At 72.1% G+C, this 15,893-nt stretch carries 15 protein-coding genes; 4 read left to right on the top strand and 11 right to left on the bottom strand.

The window, feature by feature from the left end; genetic code table 11:
- Nucleotides 1–22: 22 nt before the first annotated feature.
- The 3 genes from ABZX75_RS13635 to glyA all read right to left on the bottom strand — a co-directional run bounded on the left by ABZX75_RS13635 (nucleotide 23) and on the right by glyA (nucleotide 3,285).
- Nucleotides 23–619: a 2'-5' RNA ligase family protein gene (locus ABZX75_RS13635; RefSeq protein ID WP_355410316.1), complete on the bottom strand. Its 597-nt coding sequence runs from the start codon at nucleotides 617–619 to the stop codon at nucleotides 23–25.
- Between the two features lie 160 nt (nucleotides 620–779).
- Nucleotides 780–1,793 (bottom strand): tryptophan--tRNA ligase, encoded by a 1,014-nt coding sequence (gene trpS, locus ABZX75_RS13630; protein ID WP_355410315.1) that lies wholly within the window; start codon nucleotides 1,791–1,793, stop codon nucleotides 780–782.
- Nucleotides 1,794–2,016: 223 nt separating this feature from the next.
- Nucleotides 2,017–3,285: a serine hydroxymethyltransferase gene (gene glyA / locus ABZX75_RS13625; protein WP_355410314.1), complete on the bottom strand. Its 1,269-nt coding sequence runs from the start codon at nucleotides 3,283–3,285 to the stop codon at nucleotides 2,017–2,019.
- 236 nt (nucleotides 3,286–3,521) lie between these two features.
- On the opposite strand from glyA, the gene rocD reads away from it, so the two are divergent.
- Entirely contained in the window at nucleotides 3,522–4,727 is a 1,206-nt protein-coding gene (rocD, locus tag ABZX75_RS13620; protein ID WP_355410313.1) for an ornithine--oxo-acid transaminase, read from the top strand.
- Nucleotides 4,728–4,852: 125 nt separating this feature from the next.
- Here rocD and ABZX75_RS13615 read toward each other — a convergent pair whose 3' ends face one another.
- Together ABZX75_RS13615 and ABZX75_RS13610 are read right to left on the bottom strand one after the other, a co-directional pair.
- Nucleotides 4,853–6,049 carry a glutathionylspermidine synthase family protein gene (locus tag ABZX75_RS13615; protein WP_355410312.1) on the bottom strand — a complete coding sequence of 399 codons (1,197 nt, stop codon included), beginning with the start codon at nucleotides 6,047–6,049 and terminating at the stop codon, nucleotides 4,853–4,855.
- A 24-nt stretch (nucleotides 6,050–6,073) separates the two neighbouring features.
- Entirely contained in the window at nucleotides 6,074–6,376 is a 303-nt protein-coding gene (locus ABZX75_RS13610) for a hypothetical protein (RefSeq protein WP_355410311.1), read from the bottom strand.
- A gap of 367 nt (nucleotides 6,377–6,743) precedes the next feature.
- Here ABZX75_RS13610 and ABZX75_RS13605 point away from each other — a divergent pair, with 367 nt between their 5' ends.
- Complete coding sequence (locus ABZX75_RS13605) at nucleotides 6,744–7,193, top strand: carboxymuconolactone decarboxylase family protein (RefSeq protein ID WP_355410374.1); 450 nt, start codon at nucleotides 6,744–6,746, stop codon at nucleotides 7,191–7,193.
- Nucleotides 7,194–7,301: 108 nt separating this feature from the next.
- On the opposite strand, the gene ABZX75_RS13600 is transcribed toward ABZX75_RS13605, so the two are convergent.
- The 3 genes from ABZX75_RS13600 to ABZX75_RS13590 all read right to left on the bottom strand — a co-directional run bounded on the left by ABZX75_RS13600 (nucleotide 7,302) and on the right by ABZX75_RS13590 (nucleotide 10,002).
- Nucleotides 7,302–8,291, bottom strand: coding sequence for a malate dehydrogenase (locus ABZX75_RS13600; RefSeq protein WP_355410310.1), 990 nt, complete (start codon nucleotides 8,289–8,291; stop codon nucleotides 7,302–7,304).
- Nucleotides 8,292–8,540: 249 nt separating this feature from the next.
- Entirely contained in the window at nucleotides 8,541–8,813 is a 273-nt protein-coding gene (locus ABZX75_RS13595) for a DUF3017 domain-containing protein (RefSeq protein ID WP_355410309.1), read from the bottom strand.
- Between the two features lie 328 nt (nucleotides 8,814–9,141).
- Nucleotides 9,142–10,002, bottom strand: a complete 861-nt coding sequence (locus ABZX75_RS13590) for a bifunctional methylenetetrahydrofolate dehydrogenase/methenyltetrahydrofolate cyclohydrolase (RefSeq protein WP_355410308.1) — start codon at nucleotides 10,000–10,002, stop codon at nucleotides 9,142–9,144.
- 240 nt (nucleotides 10,003–10,242) lie between these two features.
- On the opposite strand from ABZX75_RS13590, the gene ABZX75_RS13585 reads away from it, so the two are divergent.
- A complete protein-coding gene (locus tag ABZX75_RS13585; protein WP_355410307.1) occupies nucleotides 10,243–10,902 on the top strand; it encodes a hypothetical protein in 660 nt (219 codons plus the stop codon).
- A gap of 82 nt (nucleotides 10,903–10,984) precedes the next feature.
- On the opposite strand, the gene purH is transcribed toward ABZX75_RS13585, so the two are convergent.
- A complete protein-coding gene (purH, locus tag ABZX75_RS13580; RefSeq protein ID WP_355410373.1) occupies nucleotides 10,985–12,541 on the bottom strand; it encodes a bifunctional phosphoribosylaminoimidazolecarboxamide formyltransferase/IMP cyclohydrolase in 1,557 nt (518 codons plus the stop codon).
- Between the two features lie 32 nt (nucleotides 12,542–12,573).
- The gene (purN, locus tag ABZX75_RS13575; RefSeq protein WP_355410306.1) at nucleotides 12,574–13,197 is read right to left on the bottom strand and encodes a phosphoribosylglycinamide formyltransferase; all 624 of its coding nucleotides are present in this window, start codon (nucleotides 13,195–13,197) and stop codon (nucleotides 12,574–12,576) included.
- A 246-nt stretch (nucleotides 13,198–13,443) separates the two neighbouring features.
- Between purN and ABZX75_RS13570 the strand changes: the two genes are divergently transcribed.
- Nucleotides 13,444–14,124, top strand: coding sequence for a hypothetical protein (locus ABZX75_RS13570; protein WP_355410305.1), 681 nt, complete (start codon nucleotides 13,444–13,446; stop codon nucleotides 14,122–14,124).
- Between the two features lie 29 nt (nucleotides 14,125–14,153).
- Here the strand turns inward: ABZX75_RS13570 and ABZX75_RS13565 are convergent, their stop codons facing one another.
- On the bottom strand, nucleotides 14,154–15,881 hold the full coding sequence (locus ABZX75_RS13565) for a DUF6350 family protein (RefSeq protein ID WP_355410304.1): 1,728 nt from the start codon (nucleotides 15,879–15,881) through the stop codon (nucleotides 14,154–14,156).
- Nucleotides 15,882–15,893: the final 12 nt, after the last annotated feature.

The following is a 15,893-nucleotide window of genomic DNA, read 5'->3' as shown; positions in this document are numbered from 1 at the left end:
GGCTGGCCCTGCGACCGCTCCGTCAGGAGCTTCGTACGGTCGGCTCCGCCGCTTCGTCGGCCGGGGACCCGAGCTGCGCCGGAACCCCGGTCGGACCGGCCCCGAAAGGGTATTCGCGCAGCTTGCGCCAGACTCCGTCCGAGCCCTGCTCGTAGAGCGCGAAGCCCTCGCAGACCCACTCGGCGGCGTACTCGGCGAGAGCCGTGTACGCCAGGTCCATCGCCTCCTCGGAGATCCCGTGGGCGACCGTGACGTGCGGGTGGTACGGAAAGGCCAGCTCGCGGCTGAGCGGCCCGGCCGGATCGCGGACCAGGCTCTGGAGGCGGGTGCAGCCGGAGGCGCCCTCGACGACCTGGACGAAGACGACCGGCGAAAGGGGCCGGAAGGTCCCCGTCCCGGCCAGCCGCATCCCGAAGGAGCGGAAGGAGGCCGCGACCTCGGCCAGGTGGGCCCGGATCTCCGGGAGCCGGTCCGCCTCCACCTCGGTGGGCGGCACGAGGGTGACGTGCGTGGGGATGCCGTGCGCGGCGGCGTCCCCGAAGCCCGCGCGCAGCTCCTGGAGCTGGCTGCCGTACGGCTCCGGGACCGCGATCGAAACGCCGAGCGTTACGGTCCCCACGAATCTCTCCTCCGTCTGTCTGCCGATGTCTGCCGATGTCTGCCGATGTCTGCGGTGCGTGCGGTGTGTGCCCGCTGTGGACGTGCCGTGCCGCCGCCCGCCCCAGTGTGGCGGCAGCACCCCCCGGATAGCCAGGGGGCTCTTTTCGTAGATGCGTCCGTCAGTGCTTGGCGGGCAGGAAACCGAGGCGGTCGTACGTCTGGGCGAGCGTCTCGGCGGCGACCGCGCGGGCCTTCTCCGCGCCCTTGGCCAGGATGGAGTCCAGCGTCTCCGGGTCGTCCAGGTATTCCTGGGTGCGCCGCTTGAACGGTGTGACGAAATCGACCATCACGCCGGCCAGGTCGGTCTTCAGTGCGCCGTAGCCCTTGCCCTCGTACTTCGCCTCCAGGGCGGGGACCGTCTCGCCCGTGAGGGTGGAGTAGATCGTGAGCAGGTTGCTGACGCCGGGCTTCTTCTCGGCGTCGAAGCGGACCTCGGCCTCGGTGTCGGTGACCGCGCTCTTGATCTTCTTCTCGGTGACCTTGGGCTCGTCGAGGAGGTTGATCAGGCCCTTGGGGGACGACGCCGACTTGGACATCTTGATCGCCGGGTCCTGGAGGTCGTAGATCTTCGCGACCTCCTTGACGATGTGCGCGGCGGGGAGGGTGAACGTCTGCCCGAACCGCTGGTTGAAGCGCTCCGCCAGGTCGCGGGTCAGCTCGATGTGCTGGCGCTGGTCCTCGCCGACGGGGACGGCGTTCGCCTGGTAGAGCAGGATGTCGGCGACCTGGAGGATGGGGTACGTGAACAGGCCGACGGTGGCGTTGCCCACGCCCTGCTTGGCGGACTTGTCCTTGAACTGCGTCATCCGGCTGGCCTCGCCGAAACCGGTGATGCAGTTCATGACCCAGCCGAGCTGCGCGTGCTCGGGCACGTGGCTCTGGATGAACAGCGTGCAGCGCTCGGGGTCCAGCCCGGCGGCGAGCAGCTGCGCGGCGGAGAGGCGGGTGTTCGCGCGGAGGTCCTTCGGATCCTGCGGCATGGTGATCGCGTGCAGGTCGACCACCATGTAGAACGCGTCGTGCGTCTCCTGGAGGGCGACGTACTGGCGAATGGCTCCGAGATAGTTCCCGAGGTGGAACGAACCGGAGGTGGGCTGGATGCCGGAGAGCGCGCGAGGACGATCAGAAGCCATGGCTTCATTCTCTCAGGTGCCGGGGCTGGCTCCGGCCCGCGCTGGCCGGAACCTTCCGCGCCGCCCCCGCGTCCGCCCCGGCGCCGCCCGGGTACCGGGCAGTATCGGCGCGTCCGGATCCCGCCTCGGCCGAGCGACCGCTTTCCGGTCCGAAACGATCCGCCCGGCCGGGGATTGAGGCGCGGGGTGCCGGGGGCGGCGCCCCCGGCACCGGCGCAGCGGGTTACGAGAGCGGGAGGCCGGGGGCCGGGAAGGCCGACATCAGGGCCGTGACCTCCGCGCGGACCCCGGCGAGGGCCGCCTCGTCCGCCTTGGCCGCGGCGTCCACCGAGCGCGCGATCCAGTCCGCCACCACCGGCATGTGCTCGGCCGACAGCCCCCGCGAGGTCAGCGACGGCGTACCGATCCGGATGCCCGACGGGTCGAACGGCTTGCGCGGGTCGAAGGGCACCGTGTTGTAGTTCACCACGATGCCCGCGCGGTCCAGCGCCTTCGCCGCCACCTTGCCCGGCACCTCCTTGCCGGTCAGGTCGATCAGGATCAGGTGGTTGTCCGTACCGCCCGACACCAGGTCGAAGCCGCGCTCCAGCAGCGCCGCGGCCAGCGCCTTCGCGTTGGCGACCACCGCGTGGGCGTACGACACGAACGACGGCTGCGCCGCCTCGTGCAGGGCCACCGCGATGCCCGCGGTCGTCTGGTTGTGGGGGCCGCCCTGGAGGCCCGGGAAGACCGCCTTGTCGAGGGCCTTCGCGTGCTCCTCCCGGCACATCAGCATCGCGCCGCGCGGCCCGCGCAGCGTCTTGTGGGTCGTGGTGGAGATGACGTCCACGTGCTCGGCGGGGGACGGGTGGGCGCCGCCCGCGATGAGGCCCGCGATGTGGGCGACGTCCGCGACGAGGATCGAGCCCGCCTCCTGGGCGATGGACGCGAAGGCGGCGAAGTCGATCGTGCGCGGCAGGGCCGTCCCGCCACAGAAAATGATCTTCGGACGCTCGGTCAGGGCGAGGTCGCGCACCGCGTCGTAGTCGATGAGACCGGTGTCGGGGCGGACGCCGTACTGCACGCCCCGGAACCAGGAACCCGTCGCCGAGACGCCCCAGCCGTGGGTGAGGTGTCCGCCCATGGGCAGAGCCATGCCCATCACCGTGTCGCCCGGCTTGGCGAAGGCCAGGTACACGGCCAGGTTGGCCGGGGAGCCGGAGTACGGCTGGACGTTGGCGTGGTCCACGCCGAACAGGCCCTTGGCCCGCTGGACCGCAAGGGCCTCGACGCGGTCGATGTTCTGCTGGCCCTCGTAGTAGCGGCGGCCGGGGTAGCCCTCGCTGTACTTGTTCTGCAGGACCGTGCCGGAGGCTTCGAGGACCGCCGCGGACACGTAGTTCTCGCTGGGGATGAGGCGCAGGGTCTCGGCCTGCAGTACTTCTTCCGCCGCGACGAAAGACGCCAGTTCGGGGTCGGTCGCGGACAGGGCGGGGTGGCGGCTCGCGGACATGGCGGGCTCCTCCGGGGTCGATGTGGATCGGTACCCCGCGAGGCCCAGGCGAGCGGCCCTGTGTGCGGTCGTGCGCGCGCGGCTCCCCCGGAGTTGGTTCTCCGTACGCCAGTCGCCGTGCGTACCGCCCACCTTAGCGTTCGCGCCACGGGAGAGGTTTCTGCGTCCGGTATACGAGCGACGATAAGAAGGTGACGCACCCTCGTCACAGGCCAGGACGGACGATCGGAGACCCCGTGTCGACAATTGCTGATGCCATCCGCTCCGCTGACGCGCACAGCGCGCACACCTACCATCCGCTGCCCGTCGTCATCGCCTCCGCGGACGGCGCGTGGATGACCGACGTGGAGGGCCGCAGGTATCTCGACATGCTCGCCGGGTACTCGGCACTCAACTTCGGGCACGGCAACCGCCGTCTGATCGACGCCGCCCGCGCGCAGCTGGAGCGGCTCACGCTCACCTCGCGCGCTTTTCACCACGACCGCTTCGCCGACTTCTGCACCGAGCTCGCCGCGCTGTGCGGCAAGGAGACGGTGCTGCCCATGAACACGGGTGCGGAGGCCGTCGAGACGGCCGTGAAGACGGCCCGCAAGTGGGGCTACGAGGTCAAGGGCATCCCGGACGGGCACGCGAAGATCGTGGTCGCGGCCGGCAACTTCCACGGCCGCACCACGACCATCGTCTCCTTCTCCACGGACCACGAGGCCCGCGACCACTTCGGTCCGTACACGCCCGGCTTCGAGATCGTCCCGTACGGCGACCTCACCGCGCTCGCCGCGGCCGTCACCGAGAACACCGCGGCCGTGCTGCTGGAACCGATCCAGGGCGAGGCCGGCGTACTGGTCCCGCCCGCCGGCTACCTGCGGGGCGTACGGGAGCTGACGCGCGAGCGGAACGTCCTCTTCATGGCCGACGAGATCCAGTCGGGGCTCGGGAGGACCGGCAAGACCTTCGCCTGCGAGCACGAGGGAGTCGTCCCGGACGTGTACATCCTCGGCAAGGCGCTGGGCGGCGGCGTGGTGCCGGTGTCGGCGGTCGTCGCCGACCAGGACGTCCTGGGGGTGTTCCGGCCGGGCGAGCACGGCTCCACCTTCGGCGGGAATCCGCTCGCCTGCGCCGTCGCCCTGGAGGTGATCGCGATGCTGCGGACCGGCGAGTACCAGCAGCGCGCCACCGAGCTCGGCGACCACCTGCACCACGAGCTGGGCCTGCTGGTCGGCGGGGGCGCGGTGACGGCCGTACGCGGGCGCGGGCTCTGGGCGGGCGTCGACATCGACCCGGCCCACGGGACGGGCCGGGAGATCTCCGAGAAGCTGATGGAGCGCCGGGTGCTGGCGAAGGACACCCACGGGTCGACGATCCGGCTCGCCCCGCCCCTGGTGATCAGCAAGGAGGACCTGGACTGGGGGCTGGAGCAGCTCCGGACGGTCCTGGGCGGCTGACCGCCGGATCGGCGGCCGGTCCGCCGGATCGGCCGCCGGAACCGGCGGCTGATGACCGGCTTCGGTGGCCGATCACCGGGTGAGACGTGGCCGGTGATCGGCCACGGCCGCCCATCGGCCACGTCTCAGAGAATCACGTGGGGCAGGAAGCGGGCGTACTCGTCGGTGACCGGCCCCGCCGATTCGCGGATGCCGAGCCCCGCCGCCTCGTCCTCGACGACCCACGCGCCGAGCACCACCCGGTTGCCGTCGAAGTCGGGCAGCGGGGCGAGGCCCTGGAAGCAGTACCGCTCCCCCTCCTGCGGTACGAACGGCTCACCGCCTTCGCCCGCCTCGTGGAGGGTGACCCCGGCGCCCTCGCGGCCGAGGAGCGGCTTGGCGGCGTAACCCGTGGTGTCCGCGAGTTCGCGCGGGCCGTCGAGGTAGGCGGGCAGCAGGTTCGGGTGCTCCGGGAAGAGCTCCCAGAGGATCGCCAGCAGCGCCTTGTTGGACATCAGCATCTTCCACAGCGGCTCGATCCAGCAGGTGGTGCCGGAGCCACCGCCGTGGTCGTACGTGCCGAGCACCTGCGGGGCGAACTCGTCCGTGACGAGCCACTCCCACGGGTAGAGCTTGAAGCAGCTGCGGATGAAGCGGAGCTTCTCGTCCACGAACCGGCCGGACAGGCTGTCCCAGCCGATCTGTTCGACGGAGAGGGCCTGGGTGTCCAGGCCGGCCTGTTCGGCGGTCTCCTGGAGGTAGGCGACCGTCATCAGGTCCTCGCCGAGCTCGTCGGTCTCGGAGTGCGCGAAGTGCAGGGGGCCGGGCGGCAGCAGTTCGGCCTGGCGGCGCCAGGCGTCGACGAGGCGCTCGTGGAGGGAGTTCCACTGGTCGGCGCCCGGGAAGCGCTCCTCCATCCAGAACCACTGCGGGCTGGCCGCCTCCACGAGGGAGGTGGGGGTGTCCGCGTTGTACTCCAGCATCTTGGCGGGGCTGCCGGAGCCGTCGTAGCGCAGGTCGAAGCGGCCGTAGAGGGAGGGCTGTTCGGCGCGCCTCCGCCAGGACTCGCCGATCAGGGCCGCCAGTTTCGGGTCGGTGATGCCGAGGTCGGCGAACCGGTTCCGCTCGACGATGTGCGCGGCCGCGGCCAGGCACATGGCGTGCAGCTCCTCGACGACGTTCTCCAGCGCCTCGACCTCGGGGAGCGTGAAGGAGTAGTACGCGCTCTCGTCCCAGTAGGGGCGCAGGGAGTCGTCGGGGTAGCGGGTGAGGGGGTAGATCAGCCCCTGCTCCTCGACGGTCTTCTGCCAGTCGGGGCGGGGCTCGATGGTGTGCCGCTTCATCGGTGTGACTTCCCTGGGGTCTGCTCAGCCGCCGCTGGAGCCGGATTTGCTGTTGCCGCCGATGCCGCCGCGGGTGACGGCGGACTTGTCGAAGCTGCCGCCGGAGACCTTGCCGTTCGTGACGGTGCCGCCGTAGTAGTACGAGCCGTGGCCGCCGCTCCGGCAGTCCTTGTCGTTCAGCTTCTGCAACGTGGCGCGGGACGCGCAGCGCTTGTCCGGCTCGTCGCTGGAGCCGCAGGCGACGAGCGTGGCCGCGAGCAGGCCCATGCCGCCGAGGGCGACGGCGCCGGAGCGCATGCGGCGCTGATTGATGTTGCTGCTGTCCATGTCTGGGCTCCCCCTAGTGGCGTGCTGCACGACAGAGTAGAGCGGGGTCACCGGCCGATGGAATCCGGCCGTCGTGAGAGCGCTGACCTGGAGTCAGTTCGTGGTTATTGGAATGATTTGCACACCGGGTGCGGCGCCCACTGCGGTACGGCGTCGCCCTCCGGGCAGTGGCGGCGCGGACGGTGGAGCCCGGGCGGGGGCAGGCGCCGAAAGTCGCCCGGGATTCCGCCGTGGAGACGGACCGTATCGGCGGGCCGCCTACGGTAGGGACATGGCGACGACCCACACGCACGAAGACCCGCACACGCACACGCACGCTCACGTACCCGCGCCCGCGCACGCCCCCGAGCACACGCCCCGCCTGCACATGGCGAAGCTCGCTCCCGAGGTCTACAAGGCCGTCCTGGCCCTGGAGACCGCCGCGAAGAAGGGCCTGGACCCGGCGCTGGTGGAGCTCGTCAAGATCCGCGCCTCGCTGCTCAACCACTGCGCCTACTGCCTCGACATGCACACCAAGGACGCCATCGCCGCCGGTGAGAGCGTCGAGCGGATCGTGCTGCTCAACGCCTGGGAGGAGTCGCGGCACTTCTACACCGAGAAGGAGATCGCCGCGATCGAGCTGACCGAGGCGATCACCGTCCTCACGGACGGGTTCGTGCCCGACGAGGTGTACGAGAAGGCCGCGAAGCATTTCGAGGAGCGCGAGCTCGCCCAGCTGATCGCCGTGATCTCCACCATCAACGTCTGGAACCGCTTCGGCGTCACCACCCGCATGGTGCCGGGGCATTACCGGCCCGGGATGTACGACAAGGCCTGACGCGGCGCCGCTCGGGCAGGACGGCCCGGATCGCACCGAGAAGGCCCCGGCAGGATCTGCCGGGGCCTTCGGGCGAAGCGGTGGGATCAGACCGGGATCAGACCGGGATCAGATCAGGCCGAGCTCGCGGACCGCGTCGCGCTCCTCCGACAGCTCCTGTACGGAGGCGTCGATGCGGGTGCGCGAGAACTCGTTGATGTCCAGGCCCTGGACGATCTCGTACGTGCCGTCCTTGCAGATGACGGGGAAGGAGGAGATCAGACCGGCCGGGACGCCGTAGGAGCCGTCCGACGGGATGCCCATGGAGGTCCAGTTGCCCTCGGCGGTGCCGTTGACCCACGTGTGCACGTGGTCGATGGCGGCGTTGGCGGCCGAGGCGGCCGAGGACGCGCCACGGGCCTCGATGATCGCGGCGCCGCGCTTGGCGACGGTCGGGATGAAGGTGTCGGCCAGCCAGGTCTGGTCGCCCACGACCTCGGCGGCGTTCTTGCCGGCGATCTCCGCGTTGAAGATGTCCGGGTACTGGGTGGCCGAGTGGTTGCCCCAGATGGTCAGCCGCTTGATGTCGGTGACGTCGGCACCGGTCTTCTTGGCCAGCTGCGAGATCGCGCGGTTGTGGTCCAGGCGGGTCATCGCGGTGAAGCGCTCGGCCGGTACGTCCGGGGCGGCGGCCTGCGCGATGAGCGCGTTGGTGTTGGCCGGGTTGCCCACGACCAGGACCTTGATGTCGTCCGCGGCGTGGTCGTTGATGGCCTTGCCCTGCGGCTTGAAGATGCCGCCGTTGGCGGAGAGCAGGTCGCCGCGCTCCATGCCCTTGGTCCGCGGGCGCGCGCCGACGAGCAGCGCGACGTTGGCACCCTCGAAGCCCTGGTTCGGGTCGTCGAAGATGTCGATGCCCTTGAGCAGCGGGAAGGCGCAGTCGTCGAGCTCCATGGCGGTGCCCTCGGCGGCCTTCATGCCCTGGGGAATCTCCAGGAGGCGGAGCTTGACCGGCACATCCGCGCCGAGCAGGTGACCGGACGCGATGCGGAAGAGGAGCGCGTAGCCGATCTGGCCGGCGGCGCCGGTGACGGTGACATTCACGGGAGTGCGGGTCATGGCCTTCTCCGTTAGACAGCTGGCGGTGGGGCGTCCCTGCCCCATGTGCTGGAAGGACGCCGCTTCCCGTAAATCTTGATGTGAAGAGACATCCGCCCGTCAGGCTATCCGACCCGCAAGGGGCCGAACCCCCGGGTCCCTGTGGCACGTCGCACACGTCACGGGGAGTTCGAAGGCGAAAAGGCGCTTGCCCCTTGCTCCACGTGGTGGAGCCGCCGGGCGCGGCGCGGATCCCGGCCGCTCCGGCACTCAGCGGACGGTGAAGCGGACCGCGCTCTCCAGGAAGGGGACCTCCAGCCACGGCTTGGGCTCCATCACCAGCGCGAGCAGCGTGATCGCGACGCCCAGCAGCCCGTACGTGACCATGTCCGTGAAGCGGGAACGCACCGCGAGCATCCCCACCGAGGGCAGCACGCGGCGCAGCACCGCGGCCAGGATCAGCGCCACGCCGATGACGAGGCAGCCGATCCGGGGGTGCCCCATCGCGGTGGACAGCAGCCCGGCCGCGGTCGCGGTGAGCACGCTGAGCATCGGCCACTGGCGGGCGGGCGCGGGCGCGTCTCCGGGGGCGGCCCGGCCGCCGCCCTCGGGGCGGGCGGTGTCCCGGGTGAGGGAGGGGAACCGGCGGGACTTCGACGCCCCTGCCCCTGCTCCTGCTCCCGTCCCGGCACCGGATCCCGTCCCGGCACCGGATCCCGTCCCGGCTCCTGCTCCCGTCCCGGCTCCTGTCCCGGCTCCGGATACGGCACCGGCTCGGGCCCGCGCTCGTCCCGCTCCGGCACCCGCTCCGGCCCCGCCGGCGCCCGCAGCGCCGGAGAGCGGCGCCCCGGCCGCCGGCTCCGCGCCTGGTTCAGCCCGCACTGGTGATCCGTTCCGCCGCCTCGACGACATTGACGAGGAGCTGGGCCCGCGTCATCGGTCCGACACCGCCCGGGTTGGGGGAGATCCAGCCCGCCACCTCGGCCACGCCCGGGTGTACATCGCCGACGATCTTCCCGCTCTCGTCGCGGCTGACGCCCACGTCGAGCACGGCCGCGCCCGGCTTCACGTCCTCCGGCTTGACCAGGTGCGGGACACCGGCCGCCGCGACGATGATGTCCGCCTGGCGCAGCAGTCCGGAGAGGTCGCGGGTACCCGTGTGGCAGAGCGTCACGGTGGCGTTCTCGGACTTGCGGGTCAGCAGCAGCCCGATGGAGCGCCCGACGGTGATGCCGCGGCCGAGGACGACGACGTGCGCGCCGTTGATCCCCACGCCGTGGTGGCGCAGCAGTTCGACGATCCCGTACGGGGTGCAGGGCAGCGGGCCCGGCTCGTTCAGGACGAGGCGGCCGAGCGACATCGGGTGCAGGCCGTCGGCGTCCTTCACCGGATCCATCAGCTCCAGCACCCGGTTGGTGTCGATGCCCTTGGGGAGCGGGAGTTGCACGATGTAACCGGTGCACTCCGGGTTGGCGTTGAGTTCGCGCACGACCGCCTCGATGTCCTCCTGGGAGGCCGTCGCGGGGAGTTCGCGCTGGAGGGAGGCGATGCCGACCTCGGCGCAGTCCTTGTGCTTGCCGTTGACGTACCAGCGGCTGCCCGGGTCGTCACCGACCAGCACAGTGCCGAGGCCGGGGGTGATGCCCCGGGCCTTGAGGGCCGCCACACGGGCGGTCAGTTCGGACTTGATCGCGGCTGCGGTGGCCTTGCCGTCGAGAATCTGGGCGGTCATGTACCCATCCTCCCGGATGAGGTGCCCCCGGTTCCAGTCAAGGCGCTCGCGGGTGTACACGGTTCATTGCACTTGCACAACAAAGACCGGCCCCCGGGCAACCGGCTGGACAAGTCCTGTCCGATCGGACGACGATGACCGAAAGAGTGCCGCGGGCAGTGCCGGGGGGCGGACCGTAGAACACAGTTTTCCTCCGTGCGTGCCGTGCGTCCCTGCACTTCCACGGAGGAACACCCCAAGATGAGCTTCGGCGACCCGAACAACCCGTACGGCCAGCAGCCCCCGGCCCCTCAGGGCCAGCCGGGCTACGGCTACCCGCAGCAGGCCCCGCAGGGCATCCCGCCGCAGGGCGGCTACGCCTACCCGCAGCAGCAGGCCCCCCAGGGCTACCCGGGCGGTCCGGTCGGGTACCCGGGGGCGCCGGCCGTGATGCCCGGCGGCGTGAAGGCCGCCCGCGTGATCCTCTTCATCCTGGGCAGCCTGCAGGCCCTGGGCGGCGTGCTCGTCATCATCGGTGGCGCGGTCTTCGCCTCGGCCCTCTCGGGCTCGTCCAGCTCCTCCGCGAGCGACGCGGGCGCCATCGCCGGCGGTGTGTTCGTCTTCGTCGGCGTCCTCTGCCTCGGCCTGGCCCTGTGGGCCATCCTGACGGCCGCCAAGATGGGCAAGGGCGCCGGCGGAGTCCGCGTCTCCGGCATCATCTACGGCTCGCTCCAGGCCCTCTTCAGCGGCTTCAGCCTGCTCGCCAACCTGGCCGCGCTCGGTGCGAGCGGAGACACCCCGGTCGGCGGTGCCATCCTCTCCCTGCTGCTGGCCGTGATCTCCTTCGGCCTCGGGATCTGGGTCATCGTCGGCCTGGCCAACTCGGCCGCGGGTGCCTACTTCAAGCGTCCCCGGTACTGACCGCCGGACTCTGACAACGGCGAAGGCCGCGACCCGCACTGCTGCGGAGCGCGGCCTTCGCCGTTTTCGGGGACCGTCCGGCTCAGTGGAAGAAGTGCCGGGTCCCGGTGAAGTACATCGTCACGCCGGCCTGCTTCGCCGCCTCGACGACCTGCTCGTCGCGGACCGAACCGCCCGGCTGGACCACGGCCTTGACCCCTGCGGCCGTCAGGATCTCCAGCCCGTCGGGGAAGGGGAAGAAGGCGTCGGAAGCGGCGTACGAGCCCTGCGCGCGCTCGGCGCCGGCCCGCTCGACGGCGAGCTTCGCCGAGTCGACGCGGTTGACCTGGCCCATGCCGACGCCGACCGAGGCGCCGTCCTTGGCGAGCAGGATCGCGTTGGACTTGACGGCCCGGCAGGCCTTCCACGCGAAGGCGAGCTCGGCGAGCTCGTCGGCGGACAGGGCGTCGCCGGTGGCGAGGGTCCAGCCGGCCGGGTCGTCGCCCGCGGCCTGGAGGAGGTCCGACTGCTGGAGCAGGACGCCGCCGCTGATGGGCTTGAGGTCGCCCGGCTGGTGCGGGGTGCCGTCCACCTTCAGCACGCGGATGTTCTTCTTCCTGGCCAGGATCTCGACCGCGCCGTCCTCGTAGGCGGGGGCGGCGATGACCTCGGTGAAGATCTCCGCGACCTGCCCGGCGAGCTCGACGGTCACCGGCCGGTTGACGGCGATGACGCCGCCGAAGGCCGACAGCGGGTCGCAGGCGTGTGCCTTGCGGTGGGCGGCGGCGACGTCGTCGCCGACCGCGATGCCGCACGGGTTGGCGTGCTTGATGATCGCGACGCAGGGCTCTTCGTGGTCGTAGGCGGCGCGGCGGGCGGCCTCGGTGTCCACGTAGTTGTTGAAGGACATCTCCTTGCCGTGCAGCTGCTCGGCGTTGGCGAGTCCGCCCGGCCGGCCGTCCGTGTAGAGGGCGGCGGCCTGGTGCGGGTTCTCGCCGTAGCGCAGGCTCGCCTTGCGCTCCCAGGCGCCGGCCAGGAACTCGGGCAGCACGGCTTCCGGCTCCGGGGCGTACGCGTTCGTGAACCAGGAGGCGACCGCGACGTCGTAGGCGGCGGTGTGCTGGAAGGCCTCGGCCGCCAGCCTCTTGCGCGCGGTGAGGTCGAAGCCGCCGCTCTCGGCCGCGACGAGGACGTCGGCGTAGCGCTCGGGGCTGGTCACGACCGCGACGGAGGGGTGGTTCTTGGCGGCGGCCCGGACCATCGAGGGGCCGCCGATGTCGATCTGCTCCACGCACTCGTCCGGGGTGGCGCCCGACTGGACGGTCTCCAGGAAGGGGTAGAGGTTGACGACGACCAGGTCGAAGGGCTCGACGCCCAGCTCGGCCAGCTGCCGCTGGTGGTCCTCCAGCCGCAGGTCGGCGAGGATGCCGGCGTGCACGCGCGGGTGCAGGGTCTTGACCCGGCCGTCCAGGCACTCGGGAAAGCCCGTGAGCTCCTCGACCTTGGTGACGGGAACGCCGGCTGCGGCGATCCTGGCGGCGGTGGAGCCGGTGGAGACGAGCGCGACGCCCGCCCCGTGCAGCCCGCGGGCCAGCTCTTCCAGTCCCGTCTTGTCGTAGACACTGACGAGCGCACGCCGGATCGGCCGCTGGGTCGACATGGGGTCGGTGCTCTCTACGCTCTCTGCGGCGGTCACTGGATTGTTACCTTTCGTCCCTCAATGCGGTAGCCGTGCCGGGCCAGGCGCCCCACGACGTCGACGAGCAGCTGTCGCTCGACTTCCTTGATGCGCTCATGGAGAGCGGCTTCGTCGTCCTCGTCCCGGATCTCGACCACACCCTGGGCGATGATCGGACCGGTGTCCACGCCGGCGTCCACGAAGTGGACGGTGCAGCCGGTGACCTTCGCTCCGTAGGCGAGGGCGTCCCGCACGCCGTGCGCGCCCGGGAAGGCCGGGAGGAGGGCGGGATGGGTGTTGACGAACCGCCCGCCGAAGCGGTCGAGGAACGCCTTGCCCACGATCTTCTTGAACCCGGCGGAGACGACGAGGTCCGGAGCGTGGGCAGCGGTGGCCTCCGTGAGGGCGGTGTCCCACTCCTCGCGGCTCCCGTACGCCTTGACCGGGCACACGAAGGTGGGGATGCCCGCCTTCTCGGCGCGCTTCAGGCCGGCGATGTCCTCGCGGTCGGCCCCCACGGCGACGACTTCGGCGCCGAAGCCCTCGGGGCCGCCGGGGTGGGCGTCGATGGCGTCGAGCAGGGCCTGGAGGTTGGTGCCGGAACCGGAAACCAGCACGACCAGGCGGGAGGCGGCCATGGGTGGCCCTTTCTGGCGGGAAATGCGTGCATTCTTCTTGTGTGGTCATACGAAACTTCGGGGTACCGGTATACGGGGGACCATACGAAGCCACGGACCGCCTGCAACGATACCGGCACACCGGACGGCCCCCGGGGGATGGGTGGACGGCCGGGGGGTAGCGTCTGGCCTACAAGCCGAGAACAGGCCTCACCTCGCCACGACGTCGCCCGCGACGCCCATGACACAGGGGAAGAAACACACCCGATGCCGGACCGCCGCCAGCCCGACTCCTCCACCGACGACAACCCCTTCGCGGCTCCCCCGGAAGGCCGGCCCGATCAGCCGTGGCAGCCGCGCGGCGGTGGCGACGGCGAGGGCCGGGACAACGGCAGCGGGGACGGCCCGCGGAACCGGGCCGGACAGGGCGGCCCGGCGCGCTGGGATCCGACGGACCCGATCCAGCGCCGCGCCCGCTACGCGCTGCTGGCCGGCATGTGGGGCTTCTTCTTCGGGATCTTCGGAATCCCGTCGATGGGGCTGATGCTGGGGGCGCTCGCCCTGTACTGGGGCATCAGCGCGCTGCGGGCGAAGCCGGCGGCGCCCGCTTCGGCCGGGTCCGCGGGCGGGACGTCCGCCTGGGCGTCTCCTCCATCCGCCGGGTCGACCGCGGACACGGCTCAGGGCCCCGGCCCCGCTCCCGACGCGCCCGCGGGCGGCCTGGCCGCGCTCGGCGCGGCGGCCCGCCCCCAGCGGACGGCCGCGGTGAGCGGGCTGGTCACGGCCTCACTGGCGATCCTGCTGGCCATGAGCTCGTACGCCTTGCAGCTCGTGTACAAGGACTTCTACGTGTGCCGCGAGGACGCCCTCACGAAGACGGCGGAGCTCCAGTGCAACAACCGGCTCCCCGACAACTTCGTGGGCGAGATCCTGAAGGTCCAGCCCTAAGGCCGCAGTCCGCGAGTTCTCGTCTCGGCTCAGGCCGGCGGCTTCCGGCGGGCCAGGACCCGGGCACCCGCCACGGGCGGGACGAGGGGCGGGCCGAGCGGTGAGCCCAGGGACGGCGCCGACGGCGAGTCCAAGGGCGGGATGAGCGGCGGCGCGAGGGGCCGGGCGACGGACGGCGCGCGGGGCGGGCCGGCCGGCTTCGCCGGGATCGGGATCGGCGTCAGGTCCAGTCTCAGCCCCGGCACGACCGTCACCGGGCGCGGCGGCCTGGGCGGGGCTGGGGCCGGCTCCGGGTCCGGCCCCGGCGGGGCGACCGGGGCGACCGGGGGCTCGGGCGGCGTCGCAGCCGAGAAGTCTGGGACCAGGGTGCCCCCCGCACGGCGCAGGGCCGCCCAGCGGATCTCCCGTACGCCGCTGTCGTGCCAGCCGTCGCCCTCCTCGGCGTCCAGCGCGGCCAGCCCCTTCGCCGGGCGGGTCCGCCAGGCGTGCACCGCCACCGCCAGGGGTACGGCCAGCAGCAGCGTCCAGGCGAAGGCCGCCCCGCCCGTGGCCCACCACACCGGCCCGAAGCGGGCCAGTTCGCGCGAGCCGAGCGGCCCCGAGGAGGCGGCCGCCAGCCCGGCCATCACCAGGCCGCAGACCAGCGCGCCCAGGGCGGCGGTGAGCGCGGTCTCCCCGTACGAGACCTCGCGCGCCCGGCGTACCGCGAACCACCCCACCGCCAGCCCCGCCACCACCGGCACCCCGGCGACCGCCCAGGTCAGCGGTGTCCCCGGCCCCTCGGGCGGCAGCGCCGCCAGCAGCGGGAACCGGGGCAGCGCGGGCGGGTCCGCGAAGCCCAGAGGGGTGGCGGTCGCGCCGGCGCCGAGGGCGAAGCCGGGCCCGAGGGCGTAGGCCGCGCCCCACACCATGGCGTTCGGGATCAACGCGAGCGCGAGGAGCAGGACCGCGAACCGGCCGGACCACACCTCGGTCAGCGCGAGGAAGGAGCCCTGGACCTCCGCGCCGTGCCACGCGAGCGAGGCGCCGACGAGGAGCACGCCACCGCCCAGCAGCACGAGGGCGCCGCCCGCCCCGGCCCGCAGCGCCAGCGCGTACCGGGGGCGCGCGATTGCCCTGCGTACGCCCCCCGGCAGCCAGGACGGCAGCGGCCCGAGCGGACGGCCCCGCGCCGCCCACACGCCGGCGGCGGCGGCGAGTAGGGCGACCAGCGGGACGTGCCAGGCCGCGCTCAGCGGGTCGGCCGGCATCGGACCGCCCGCGGCGTACACCGTGGCGAGGGCCCCGACGGCCAGATAGCCGCAGAGCACGGCGGAGAAGACGGCGCTGGCGGGCAGCACCTCGTCCCCGGCGTCCGCGGCGTCGCCATCGTCCCCGCCGTCGCCGTCGCCCGCGCCGGAGGCGCTGCCCAGCCGGGCGGCGCGCCGCATGAGCAGTACGGGCAGCGCGATGAGCAGGAGGGGCGTCACGCCGACGGGCGCGGGCACGCCGGACAGGGTCTCGTACCGCACCAGCTCCGTGCCGTGGGCGAGCAGCCACAGCCCGGCGGCGAGGTGCAGGGCCCCGCCGGGGCCGCTGTCGGGGTACGGGGAACTGATCCACAGCACGATGACGAGCACGGCGAGGAAGCCGAGCCCGAGTCCGGCCGCCACGGCGCCGCCCGCCACGCAGGCGGCGGCCGCGGGCGAACGGCGGCTGCGTACGGCGGCCCGGGGGGCCCCGGACAACGAGGTCCCGCGTTCGGTCACTTGGGTCACCCCGCCATGGTG

This window comes from Streptomyces sp. NPDC003038 (assembly GCF_040611115.1).
In the GTDB taxonomy this organism is placed as follows: domain Bacteria; phylum Actinomycetota; class Actinomycetes; order Streptomycetales; family Streptomycetaceae; genus Streptomyces.
The sequence above is the reverse complement of the archived record's forward strand: the minus strand, read 5'-3'. Positions and strand labels throughout refer to the sequence as shown.

What these genes read in the sequence shown, in the direction of transcription:
- trpS (WP_355410315.1), bottom strand. Translation starts at nt 1,793, where the DNA reads ATGGCTTCTGATCGTCCTCGCGCGCTCTCCGGCATCCAGCCCACCTCC.
- glyA (WP_355410314.1), bottom strand. Translation starts at nt 3,285, where the DNA reads ATGTCCGCGAGCCGCCACCCCGCCCTGTCCGCGACCGACCCCGAACTG.
- ABZX75_RS13615 (WP_355410312.1), bottom strand. Translation starts at nt 6,049, where the DNA reads ATGAAGCGGCACACCATCGAGCCCCGCCCCGACTGGCAGAAGACCGTC.
- ABZX75_RS13610 (WP_355410311.1), bottom strand. Translation starts at nt 6,376, where the DNA reads ATGGACAGCAGCAACATCAATCAGCGCCGCATGCGCTCCGGCGCCGTC.
- ABZX75_RS13605 (WP_355410374.1), top strand. Translation starts at nt 6,744, where the DNA reads ATGGCGAAGCTCGCTCCCGAGGTCTACAAGGCCGTCCTGGCCCTGGAG.
- ABZX75_RS13600 (WP_355410310.1), bottom strand. Translation starts at nt 8,291, where the DNA reads ATGACCCGCACTCCCGTGAATGTCACCGTCACCGGCGCCGCCGGCCAG.
- ABZX75_RS13590 (WP_355410308.1), bottom strand. Translation starts at nt 10,002, where the DNA reads ATGACCGCCCAGATTCTCGACGGCAAGGCCACCGCAGCCGCGATCAAG.
- ABZX75_RS13585 (WP_355410307.1), top strand. Translation starts at nt 10,243, where the DNA reads ATGAGCTTCGGCGACCCGAACAACCCGTACGGCCAGCAGCCCCCGGCC.
- purH (WP_355410373.1), bottom strand. Translation starts at nt 12,541, where the DNA reads ATGTCGACCCAGCGGCCGATCCGGCGTGCGCTCGTCAGTGTCTACGAC.
- purN (WP_355410306.1), bottom strand. Translation starts at nt 13,197, where the DNA reads ATGGCCGCCTCCCGCCTGGTCGTGCTGGTTTCCGGTTCCGGCACCAAC.
- ABZX75_RS13570 (WP_355410305.1), top strand. Translation starts at nt 13,444, where the DNA reads ATGCCGGACCGCCGCCAGCCCGACTCCTCCACCGACGACAACCCCTTC.